Genomic DNA, 11275 nt, shown 5'->3' on the forward strand with positions numbered 1-11275 from the left:
ACATCCATTACTATAACCACGACCGAATCAAACTGAAGTTAAAAGGGCTGAGTCCTGTGCAATACAGAACCCAGCCCTTGAGCGCCTAGCTTTTATACTGTCCAACTAATTGGGGTCAGTTCATAAACGGGCTTTTTTTATACCCGTCATCATACTTCAGCAAAGAATAGATGTTATTAAATTACAATAATCGGAAATATAAAACAGATCTGGTGTAAATTAAAAACTGACTAACATACACTTAAGTATCAGCCCGCTGTCATTATCTTACGCAAACTGCTTCAACAGTTTCAGTGGCATAAAACGACCTGCTGGCTATTTCGAGCCGCCTGCTTATTGCGCGACCCGCTCTTCGCCTTACTTACTTCAGGAGCAAATATGAATATTGCAGACATCCGGCGCAAGGCGTTTGCCATGCCACTGACCAATCCCGCTTTTCCACCCGGGCCTTACAGGTTTGTAAATCGCGAATACCTGATTGTTACCTACCGCACTGATCCGGATGCGCTGCGCGCCATCTTGCCTGAGCCGCTCAGCTTTGATGTGCCTGTGGTGAAGTATGAATTTATCCGTATGCCGGACAGCTCCGGCTTTGGCGACTATACCGAATCGGGCCAGGTGATTCCTGTTCAGTTTGATGGCAAGCCAGGTGGCTATGTGCATTCAATGTATTTAAATGCAGAGGCACCGATTGCCGGTGGCCGCGAGCTGTGGGGCTTTCCTAAAAAGCTTGCCTCGCCTTCACTTTCTGTCGATAAAAGCACCTACCTTGGCACACTGGATTACGGCCCTGTACGCGTGGTCACCGCCACCATGGGCTATAAATATCAGGCTTTAGATCATGCCAAAGTGCGGGAAAGCCTGCTGGCGGCCAATTATCTGCTTAAGATTATTCCGCATGTAGATGGCAGCCCGCGCATTTGCGAATTAGTTCGCTACTATCTGGAAGACGTTACCGTAAAAGGCGCATGGACAGGCCCTGCCGCCATAGAGCTGGCACAACATGCCCTGGCACCTGTTGCACAATTGCCTGTGCTTGAAGTGCTCAGCGGCACCCATATTCTGGCGGATCTCACTCTGGGAATGGGCAGCGTGGTATACGACTATCTGGCGGCTCAATAATAGCGCTGGGGCGGTCTGCATTCACGTCAAAAACCGGAATATAAATGTAAGCACATTGCAAGACAGCTAACAACAACAGGATGAATAAATAACAAGCACGCCAATAAAATCAGCCGCGTGAGTGTGAATGACCAGCCAATTGGCATACAATCATTTATCACTTTTTACTTGTCACAATGTGCGCGAATTTATTCTGACTACTCAGTGGCATGAAATCATGGGCATTGGCGTGCTGTTTTTTGCCGCGCTGTATTTTGGCATTGGCGGGCTGACCTGGTTTTTAAGCCATTGGCTGCTGCCAAAAATCGTCTATGGCCATGTGCTTGAGGGCCGGAGCAACTGCGCCGCGAACTAAGCCTTTCACTGCTCTCCATTTTTTTATTTGGCACAGGGATGATTTTTCCATGGGGCTTATTACAACTGGGCTGGGCGCACCTGGCCTTGCAGGCATCAGCGGTACAGTTAACCCTTGAGATCAGCGCCTTAGTCATCTGGAATGAAATCCATTTTTATATCAACCACCGCCTGCTGCACACCCGCTGGCTAAAGCATTTTCATCTGCCCCACCACCGCTCAATTGTCACTACACCCTGGTCAACCTATAGCTTTCACCCCATAGAAGCCATCATGCTGGGTAATGTGATTATGCTGCCGATGCTGGTGCACGATTTCTCGATTTACTCACTCGCGGCGGTGCCTGTTTTCAGCATTATTTTCAATAATATCGGCCATTCCAATTACGATTTTCTGCCCGATGCCCATCATGATCGCTGGTGGCTTAATGGTGCGCGCCGCCATCATTTGCACCATGCTTGTTTTCACGGCAATTATGGCTTTATGTTTCCGTTTATGGACCGCTTATTAAATACAGCCCTGCCGCCGGATGCCGCTGACAAGCAGATTAAACGCCATGTTACGTAATCAGCGTGACTGGCAAAGCCTGAGCTATTTAATCCTGCAACCACTGCTAGTGGTCTGGCTATGGCGCACCGGGCTGGGTACTTTAATCAACCTGGCTCTTTTCGCCATGATGCTTTTTCTCACACTGGGCATCAGCGTTATTCACCATAATCACACCCATCTGCGGATGTGGCACAACAAACGTCTCAACCGGATTAGCGACTTCTGGATCACGCTCTTGCAGGGCCACCCCACCTTTGTGTTTTATCCGGCGCATATCCGCAATCATCACCGCTATCACCACGGCCCCAAAGATGTGGCGCGCACCTATCGCTTTGGCGGCGACAGCAACAACCTGATTGGCTATCTTTTACACCCACTGCAAGCCACGATCGTGCTTTATCCGCTATTTACGAGCTGGCTACTGGGCTTAAGGCAGCGACATGCTGGCGTGTTTTATTACTGCCTGCGCCAATACGCCGCCGTACTGTTACTCTGGGGCATTCTGGCCTGGCTTAACTGGCAGAAGTTTCTTATTTTTGTCTTACTGCCGCAGCTCTATGGCCTGCACTGGCTGCTGGCTACCAATTACCTGCAACACGCCCATGCCGACGGCAACTCGCCGATTAACTTTGCCCGCAATTTTGAAGGCTGGGTGAACCCGCTGCTGTTTAATATTGGCCTGCATACGGCGCACCATCGCCATCCACGCGCGCACTGGTCGGCACTCAACCAACTCCATCTACAATACCGTGATCAAGTCGATCCCCGCCTTCATGCCGGCCCACTGCTCTGGTATATGTGCCGCAGCTATTTTCTAAGCGCTGTTTGCCCGCGCTGGCGTAGCTATAGCCTGATGAAACCCACTAAGGAATCCTGATGCCGATTCAGTTTGAACATGTTTACCTTGCCGCAGCGGGGCTGCATCTGCCCGGGCCTGCCATCAGCAACGAAGAGATGGATGCCTATATTGCGCCCATCAACCGTATTTCCATGCGGATCAAAAGCCGTATTCTGGCTGAAAATGGCATCCAGACACGGCATTACGGCATTGATGCACAGGGCCAAACTGTTGAGAACCACGCCCGGATGGCCGCTGCCGCAGTGCATCAGTGTTTAGACAGAGCACAAGTATCGCTGGATAAAGTGAGCTTGCTGGCCGTAGGCTCATCGGGCGGCGACGCGCTGATGCCAGGCTTTGCCAATATGATTCAGGGCGAGCTGGCCGCGCCGCCGATGCAAACCGTTTCCTGCCAGGGCGTATGTGCGGCAGGCGTCAGCGCGATTGAATTTGCTGCACAAGCGATTGAGCTTGGCGCTCATCAGCAAGCGCTGGCTGTAGCCGCCGAAATGCCATCACGCATGTTCAAAAAAAGCCGCTTTGCCCCGCGCGGCTATCAAAGCGATTTTGACGCGCACTTTTTGCGCTGGATGCTATCTGATGGTGCGGGCGCGCTGCTACTTAGCCGCCAGCCCAAGGCAGGGCTGAATATCAAGCTTAAATGGATACATCAAAAAAGCTTTTCTGGTGATTATCCGGTGTGTATGCAGCTGGGGCTGACGGAAGATCGCAGCCGGTCGTTCCTCGATTTTGCTTCTTCCGGCGAGGCCGAAGCGGCAGGCGCAATGTCTCTGCGCCAGGATATTCGCATGCTGCCGCAGCTGTTTGATGTGTGTATTCATGAGTATGTAAAGCTGGTTAATGAAGGCTGGATTACGTCGAGCGATATCGATCATTTTCTTTGCCATTACTCGTCGGCTAAATTTATGCCAGTGGTTGAAGATTTACTCGCCAAAGCAGGGCTGAGTATCCCTGCAGAGCGCTGGTATAGCAATCTGGCAACGCGTGGCAACACGGGGGCGGCGTCTATTTTTATTATGCTGGCCGATTTTTTACAAACCAAACCGCTTAAAGCCGGTGAGAAGATTTTCTGCTTTATCCCGGAATCAGGACGAATCAGTGCGGCGTATATGTTGTTTGAAGTGGTTGATAGTAACAGCAGCAGTCAGCCTGTCGCTCCAGCCCTTACCACCGCCCCAACTGACACCTTCGACCCCAATATCCCCGCTCCGCATCAGGCGGAGAACGCCCCGCTTGCGTTGCAACCCTTACTAACTCAACTAGCCAGCCTCTGGCAGGACTATCGCTCGCAAGTCTGGCGCAGCCCGGTGATCTCGCAACTGGTGAACCAGCATTTTGATATAGAGAGCTACCGCAACTGGACCGCCGCTTGGGTGCCACAAGTACGCGAAGGCAGCTTGTGGATGAGAGAAGCTGCGGCCTCGCTGAGTGGCGATTTTGCCCCACTCGCCAGCCTGATTGAGCTGCACGCCAATGACGAGCAGCACGATTTTGAAATCCTGTATCAGGACTACCAAGCCGCCGGTGGCGGGCTGCCGCTGGCCGCACTTAAACGTAACCCCGGCGGCGAAGCGCTCAACAGCTATCTGCATGCACTCGCCGCAACCCCCAACCCAATCGGCCTATTGGGCGCAATTTATATTATCGAAGGCACAGGCCAGCGCATCGTGCCCGCCCTTTTACCGATGCTGCGCCAGCAAGTGGCCCTGCCTCCGCAAGCCTTTAAATTCTTGGAATACCACGGCGCTAACGACGAACACCATCTGGCCCGCTGGCTGGCCGCAGTCGAAATCACCCTCGCCATCGATCCCAAAGCTGCTCACGCCATACTCATCACCGCAAAACGCTGCGCACAACTTTATTTAATGCAGTTTGAGCATATTTAGTAAAACCCAGATCTTGAAACACGGAGTTTCACGGAGAAAAAAAGCTTTGAATCAAGTTGTTTTTCCTTAGGTTTAAGTATTTTTGAAGCCTAAATAATCTGTAGTTCCATCACTACTGGTTGCACGGGGCTTAAATCTCCCCCTTGAAACACGCCGGAGCGAGGAACGAGCCAATCCCGCCCGCCGCCGACTCGTTTGTCCGCAGCGCAGGGGCCTTCGTGTTTCGTGGGGTGGCCTGCTTTGGCTTCGTTTCTTGGCCACACAAGAAAGGAAGGTCCAGCGGGACGCCCGCACCAAAATCAACGTGCCGAAGGCACTAAAAAAGATCTTTTTGAATTTGCTTGTGGATTTGAGACAAGACCATTCATTTATCTCAAATACCCAGTGCTCGAACCCCATCAAAATATCGGAACACCCCATGCCTAAAGACGACTTCTTACAAGCCGCCCACGACCCTCGCGATCCTAATCCCTGGCTTGCCATGTATCTGGATCAAAGCACCCCGCTGCCCGATCATGTAAAACGTGCCTGGCTAAGCGAGCTGGCCTCGCCTTCGCGCCAGTATCTGCTGCCTTTCGTACGGCCGATTGCCCGGCTTTGCATGATTCTGATTCAAATTTTAAAAGTCATTCTGCCCAAGCACTGGTCTGCCTCCAAAATGCTGCACCGTATTTTGGTCTGGGGGCTAAAGGGCTTTGTGTCCCCCGAAGCCAACTGGCTGATCTTGCGGCACTTTCATTTAGGCGCGCAGATTATTGAATTTATCGAGCGCAATGCCCCCGTCAGCGTGCCGCTTTCATCGCTGCGGCCACTGACAATTGATGATCTGACCGATGAATTATTTCTGAAACACGATTTAAACCTGTTCAACTTTATCATCCGGCTGAACCAGGCCTTGCGCAATGAAGACAAAACACTCGCGGCCGTTGCAGACATCGATTTCAGCATGATCAGCGAACCACCTCTGGTGCTAAAAACCATGCCGCAGGGGCGCTTAAACTGGATAGACGTACAAACAGCGATCGAAATATTCACACCGGTCTATCAGCTATTCCTTACAGACAATGATTTCTGGCGTGCGGCCAACTCGCTGCAAATGGATGAAACCATGGGCGTCTATGTGGCAACCCTGCTCAATACGCCGCAGCATTTATTACTTTTAAATAATAAACACCCGCTGGTTCCGCTCTCTACCTTACATGCAGGCCACCGGCTGGTTTTACATGGGCTATCAACTGAAATGCTGCATTGCCTGCTTAGCCAGATGAAACACACCCAATCCTGAATGCATAATGCTTTTTCTTGCTAACGTCATTATTTCTGACAAAGAAAGCCACACCACGGGCTAAAAAACATGCTCTTTGAGACGACCGGCAGCTGAACGAAAGGGATTCCAACATCATGCGACATCTTTTCGATATCATCTTGGAAGCAAATTCAGTTCATATTTTTAAGTGTAATTATTACGCTAAACCAATGTTAATAAAGGAAGTTTGACGAAAATTAGCATTCTGTTATGCTGGCAGCCGGTCGGATTTAAGACTGTTCATGTAACAAAAATCAGATAAAACTTATCTAATGCCGTTACTCCAGCCATTCACCCTTGCAGCCTGCCGGCCTTAAGCTGTGTAAGCGGGCAATCCCCTCACAAGCGCCAAATTTACCGTGTAATGCCCATAAAGCGGGTCAGCAACACGGAAAACATAGGCAGGCAGGGTGATAGTGCCGCCAGCTGATGCGATGCCAGGCAGTCTGTCAGACGCATGAAACCGGATCAAACCGCCCTTTCTTCTTATAACGTACGCCCTGCTACCCAGATAGCCAGTGCATTTTATCGGTCATCCTATGCCTCGAATGATTCAGGATTTTGTTAAAAGAATAAGTACCCGCTCTGCCAGCATCACCCCCCGCTTTATTTCACGCAGTTGGCTTATTGTATTGATTCCCTCCTGCATTACCCTTACCGCCTATGGTGTGGCAGAGTTTGGGCCAAAGGAAGAAATCACGCTTAATACCCAAACCGAGCTGATTGCAACACCAACCTTATCATTCGCCCAAAGTGACAGCCCCATCTGGCACGAAGACGTCATTCGCGCAGGTGACACCTTGTCAGCAGTGCTGAACCGGCTGAATGTGGACGACAAAGAAGCCAGCCAATTTATCAAAACCGATCCAGTTGCCAGATCGCTGTATGAGCTGCATACCGGGCGCAGCCTGCGCGCTAAAACAGAGCGCTCTGGTGCCTTGCTTGAGCTGCATTATCTCAACAATAAAAGCCAGGAAATCAAAATCACCCGGCAGAAAGACGGCTTTAAAGCCAGCATTGATGAAGCCACTACCCAGCAGCACACAGTGGTTAAATCCGGCACGATTAATAGCTCGTTTTACGCCAGCACCGATCAGCTGAATATTCCTGATGATGTCACCCGGCAATTAATCGATATTTTCTCCGGCCAGATTGATTTTCACCGTGGCTTGCAAAAAGGCGACCGTTTCAGTGTGGTTTATGAAAGCTTTACCCACGACGGAATTGAAATTAAAACAGGGAAAATCCTGGCCGCCGAATTCAGTGATAAAAACAAAACGCTGCAGGCACTCTGGTACACCCCGCCGGGCAGCACAGAAGGCGCGTATTACACGCCAGATGGCAATAGTCTTAAGCAATCTTTCCTGAAAAACCCGGTTGAATTCTCCCGAATCAGCTCAGGCTTTAAGCTGCGCTTTCATCCCGTGTTAAAATCATGGCGCCAACATAAAGGCATCGATTTTGCAGCGTCCACCGGCACCAAGATTATGTCCACAGCAGATGGGGTAATCAGCAAAATCACCCAGGACAATAGCGGCTACGGCAAGCATATTGAAATTAGCCATGATGGCAAATACAGCACACTGTATGCGCATATGTCGGCATTTACTCCGGGCTTAAAGCAAGGCTCTAAAATCAAGCAGGGCGAAGTCATTGCCCTTGTAGGGGCAACAGGCCGCGTGACAGGCCCGCACCTGCATTACGAATTTAAAGTAAACGGCCAGCAGGTTGACCCGATTGCACTGAAGCTGCCGACTGCAAAACCCATTGAAAGCCGCTACTTAGCGCACTTTCAGCCTATCGCTGCTCAAACCAGGAACCAGCTGGCTTTCTTGCAAAGAATTGAGCAGGCCCGGGCCGAATAAGTATGCAATTCACGTTAAAGAATACATAACAGAGATCATAAATTGAACGGGCAACGGCTATTTTTAGGTTTAATGACAGGCACCAGCCTCGATGGCATTGATGTCGCCCTGGTGGATTTTTCCAGCACGCCGCCCCGTTTGATTGCAGCCCGGGGCACGCCATTAAGCGATGATCTGCGCAGCCAGTTGCTTGCCCTGCAATCGCCTCAGCCCAATGAGCTGCATCTGGCTCAGCTGGCCGCCAACGCTCATTCTGATGCCTGCGCCGATGCCATCCATGCCTTGTTAGCAGAGGCAGGCTATGCTGCCAGCGATATCGAAGCCATCGGCAATCACGGACAAACCATTCGCCACCGGCCGGAATGTGGCTACACCCTGCAAATTGGCAACCACGCCCGCCTGGCCGAAAAAACCGGCATCAGTGTGGTGGGGGATTTCAGATCGCGTGATGTGGCTGCGGGCGGGCAAGGTGCGCCGCTGGTGCCCGCGTTTCATCAGGCGCTGTTTGCCAGCCCCGCGCAAAGACGCGCCTTGGTCAATATCGGCGGTATCGCCAATATCTCGCTGCTTATCCCTCAACAGTCGGCCTGCGGTTTTGATACAGGGCCGGGCAATGTACTGATGGATTTGTGGATTAACCGGCATCAGGGCCTGCGTTACGACAAAGACGGCGCATGGGCGGCCAGCGGGCAAGTCTTGCCGGATTTACTTGAGCAATTTTTGCAAGACCCCTATTTCGGCCTCAAAGCCCCCAAAAGCACAGGCCGGGATTTATTTCATCAGAACTGGCTGGAGATGCATCTAAGCCAGCGCAGTGATGCCCCCTGCGATGTACAAGCCACGCTCTGCGCCCTCAGCGCCCGCAGCATTGCCGATACGCTCAGGGCAGATGAAATCAGCACGCTTTATGTCTGCGGTGGCGGCGCACACAACCCAACCCTGATGCGCATGCTGGCCCTAGAGCTGCCACAAACCCAAATCACCACCACAGCGGCGCTGGGTGTTGCACCAGACTGGATGGAAACCTACGCCTTTGCCTGGCTAGCAAAGTGCTGTCTGGATCGTCAGCCAGCCAATCTTCCCGGCGTCACCGGCGCTCAGGGCTTACGCATACTCGGGGCGATTTGGCCTGCATAAGCACAACACCCCATTAGCCCATCAGATTCAAAGACTTAAGCAGGGCATTGCACGCTTTACCGCGCATAAAACGGCATAAAAAGAGCAGATTCAAACCACAAGCAAAAAAAGCCGTTCTATAACGCCCCCTTCTCGGTTAGACTTGGGCGAAATTCCCTGCGGATAAGATTTTATGCACCAGACAAACCAGTTCGATCTTCTGAAGTCACGTCGTTTCCTGCCCCTCTTTATTACGCAATCCCTGGGCGCATTTAATGACAATTTATTTAAAAATGCCTTATTGGTGATGATCACATTTCATGGATTATCCGCAGCAGGGCTAAGTGCTAATGCACTGGTCAATGCCGCTGCAGGTATTTTTATTCTGCCTTTTTTTCTATTCTCTTCATTTGCAGGGCAATTAGCCGAAAAATACGATAAAGCCCGTGTTGCACAATGGGTAAAGCTGCTTGAGATTGCCATTATGCTGGCGGCCGGCATAGGCTTCTGGCAAAAAGATGCCGCCATCCTGATGGGCTGCTTATTTATGATGGGCGTGCATTCCGCACTATTCGGGCCATTAAAATACTCCATATTGCCGCAATATTTAAAAGACCAGGAATTATTAGGCGGTAATGGCCTGATTGAAATGGGCACTTTTGTAGCTATTCTTCTGGGGCAAATTGCCGGCACCATGATTATTCAACACCAGCCGCATGGTGAGTCTTTAATTATCTGGGCCTGCCTTGGTGTCGCCATTTTAGGCTGGATCAGCAGCAGAAGTATGCCTGCAGCCCCTGCCCCCGTTAAAGACCTTAAAATCAACTGGAATGTTTTTTCAGAAACATGGCAAATTATTAAGCATGTTAAAGAGAATAAAACGGTATTTAACAGCTTATTAGGTATTTCGTGGTTCTGGTTTTTTGGTGCGGTTTATTTAACCCAGCTTCCCAGCTTATCCAAAAACATATTAGGCGGTGATGCCGCAGTTTATACCCTGCTTGTGGCCCTCTTCTCGATTGGCGTAGGTTTAGGCTCTGTGCTTTGCGAGCAGCTTTCCGGGCGAAAAATTGAGCTGGGCCTGGTGCCATTTGGCTCTTTAGGCCTTTCTTTCTTTGGCATTGACCTCTTTTTTGCCATTGGCCAACCATCAGGAACGCATTACTCATTTTCCGAATTTATCAGCCTAGCCTCACACTGGCGCATTATGGCCGACATCGCACTGATGGGCGTATTTGGTGGTTTATTTATTGTGCCGCTCTATGCGCTGGTGCAAATGCGTACAGAAAAAGAATTCACATCACGGGCTATTGCCGCCAATAATATTCTGAATTCGCTGTTTATGGTGGTGGCTGCCGGTGTCAGCATTGCCCTGCTAAGCAATGGCATTTCTATCCGCGGATTATTATTAATTGTTGCGCTGATGAATATCGGCGTATCCATTTATATCTACACACTAATTCCTGAGTTTATGATGCGTTTCCTCGTGTGGGTCATGACGCACACGCTGTATCGCGTCCGCCATCAGGGCCTGGATAATATTCCTGAAAAAGGTCCGTGCGTATTGGTCTGCAATCATGTAAGTTTTATGGATGCCATGATTATTGCAGGCGCCATACGCCGCCCTGTGCGCTTTGTAATGGATCACCGCATTTTTAAAATCCCGGTGCTTAATTTTATATTCCGCACCGCTGGCACCATTCCTATTGCCCCCATGCGTGAAGATCCAAACATGAAGGAACAGGCATTTAATAAAGTAGCTGAATACTTAAATGATGGTGAAATCATTTGCATTTTTCCAGAAGGTAAAATCACTCATACAGGTGAAATTAACACCTTCAAACCTGGCATTGATGAAATTATTAAGCGCACCCCCGTGCCTGTTGTGCCTATTGCATTGCAAGGTTTATGGGGCAGCTTTTTCAGCCGCAAAGATGGCGCGGCCATGATGAAGATGCCACGCAGTATCTGGGCCAAAATTGGCTTTATGGTTGGCGAGCCTGTACCAGCAGAGCTGGCTAGCCGCCAATATTTAGAACAGCAGGTCAGAGCATTACGTGCCGACTGGAAATAAAAAACAGCCAGAGAAATTCTGAACTGACCCCAATTAGTTGGACAGTATAAAAGCTAGGCGCTCAAGGGCTGGGTTCTGTATTGCACAGGACTCAGCCCTTTTAACTTCAGTTTGATTCGGTCGTGGTTATAGTAATGGATGTAA

Annotated in this window: 11 protein-coding genes; 10 read left to right on the forward strand and 1 reads right to left on the reverse strand. The window is 50.4% G+C overall.

Translation table 11 applies throughout. The annotated features are described in order from the left end of the window. From CSQ88_RS20675 to CSQ88_RS20715, 10 genes are all read left to right on the forward strand, one after another. Positions 1 to 89 (forward strand): IS3 family transposase (locus CSQ88_RS20675; RefSeq protein WP_143449507.1); only part of this gene is annotated, 89 nt, incomplete at its 5' end. Positions 90 to 378: 289 nt separating this feature from the next. Beyond that, positions 379 to 1122: an acetoacetate decarboxylase gene (locus CSQ88_RS20680; RefSeq protein WP_099399964.1), complete on the forward strand. Its 744-nt coding sequence runs from the start codon at positions 379 to 381 to the stop codon at positions 1120 to 1122. A 127-nt stretch (positions 1123 to 1249) separates the two neighbouring features. After that, positions 1250 to 1477 carry a hypothetical protein gene (locus CSQ88_RS23235; protein ID WP_218963162.1) on the forward strand — a complete coding sequence of 76 codons (228 nt, stop codon included), beginning with the start codon at positions 1250 to 1252 and terminating at the stop codon, positions 1475 to 1477. Positions 1478 to 1515: 38 nt separating this feature from the next. After that, positions 1516 to 2043: a sterol desaturase family protein gene (locus CSQ88_RS20685; RefSeq protein WP_218963163.1), complete on the forward strand. Its 528-nt coding sequence runs from the start codon at positions 1516 to 1518 to the stop codon at positions 2041 to 2043. Beyond that, complete coding sequence (locus CSQ88_RS20690; protein WP_099399965.1) at positions 2033 to 2902, forward strand: fatty acid desaturase; 870 nt, start codon at positions 2033 to 2035, stop codon at positions 2900 to 2902. The genes CSQ88_RS20685 and CSQ88_RS20690 overlap by 11 nt, the downstream gene beginning before the upstream one ends. Beyond that, positions 2902 to 4770 carry a StlD/DarB family beta-ketosynthase gene (locus CSQ88_RS20695; protein WP_099399966.1) on the forward strand — a complete coding sequence of 623 codons (1869 nt, stop codon included), beginning with the start codon at positions 2902 to 2904 and terminating at the stop codon, positions 4768 to 4770. The genes CSQ88_RS20690 and CSQ88_RS20695 overlap by 1 nt, the downstream gene beginning before the upstream one ends. A 418-nt stretch (positions 4771 to 5188) precedes the next feature. After that, complete coding sequence (locus CSQ88_RS20700; protein ID WP_099399967.1) at positions 5189 to 6055, forward strand: hypothetical protein; 867 nt, start codon at positions 5189 to 5191, stop codon at positions 6053 to 6055. Positions 6056 to 6615: 560 nt separating this feature from the next. After that, complete coding sequence (locus CSQ88_RS20705; protein WP_099399968.1) at positions 6616 to 7941, forward strand: peptidoglycan DD-metalloendopeptidase family protein; 1326 nt, start codon at positions 6616 to 6618, stop codon at positions 7939 to 7941. Between the two features lie 42 nt (positions 7942 to 7983). Next, complete coding sequence (locus CSQ88_RS20710; RefSeq protein WP_099399969.1) at positions 7984 to 9078, forward strand: anhydro-N-acetylmuramic acid kinase; 1095 nt, start codon at positions 7984 to 7986, stop codon at positions 9076 to 9078. 172 nt (positions 9079 to 9250) lie between these two features. Beyond that, positions 9251 to 11131, forward strand: a complete 1881-nt coding sequence (locus tag CSQ88_RS20715; RefSeq protein WP_099399970.1) for an MFS transporter — start codon at positions 9251 to 9253, stop codon at positions 11129 to 11131. 53 nt (positions 11132 to 11184) lie between these two features. Here CSQ88_RS20715 and CSQ88_RS20720 read toward each other — a convergent pair. Further along, positions 11185 to 11275: IS3 family transposase (locus CSQ88_RS20720; RefSeq protein WP_143449393.1), on the reverse strand; the 91-nt coding region annotated here is incomplete at its 5' end.

The organism is Iodobacter sp. BJB302 (assembly GCF_002735645.1).
GTDB lineage: Bacteria > Pseudomonadota > Gammaproteobacteria > Burkholderiales > Chitinibacteraceae > Iodobacter.

What these genes read in the sequence shown, in the direction of transcription:
- CSQ88_RS20695 (WP_099399966.1), top strand. Translation starts at nt 2,902, where the DNA reads ATGCCGATTCAGTTTGAACATGTTTACCTTGCCGCAGCGGGGCTGCAT.
- CSQ88_RS20685 (WP_218963163.1), top strand. Translation starts at nt 1,516, where the DNA reads ATGATTTTTCCATGGGGCTTATTACAACTGGGCTGGGCGCACCTGGCC.
- CSQ88_RS20705 (WP_099399968.1), top strand. Translation starts at nt 6,616, where the DNA reads ATGCCTCGAATGATTCAGGATTTTGTTAAAAGAATAAGTACCCGCTCT.
- CSQ88_RS20700 (WP_099399967.1), top strand. Translation starts at nt 5,189, where the DNA reads ATGCCTAAAGACGACTTCTTACAAGCCGCCCACGACCCTCGCGATCCT.
- CSQ88_RS23235 (WP_218963162.1), top strand. Translation starts at nt 1,250, where the DNA reads ATGACCAGCCAATTGGCATACAATCATTTATCACTTTTTACTTGTCAC.
- CSQ88_RS20690 (WP_099399965.1), top strand. Translation starts at nt 2,033, where the DNA reads ATGTTACGTAATCAGCGTGACTGGCAAAGCCTGAGCTATTTAATCCTG.
- CSQ88_RS20680 (WP_099399964.1), top strand. Translation starts at nt 379, where the DNA reads ATGAATATTGCAGACATCCGGCGCAAGGCGTTTGCCATGCCACTGACC.
- CSQ88_RS20715 (WP_099399970.1), top strand. Translation starts at nt 9,251, where the DNA reads ATGCACCAGACAAACCAGTTCGATCTTCTGAAGTCACGTCGTTTCCTG.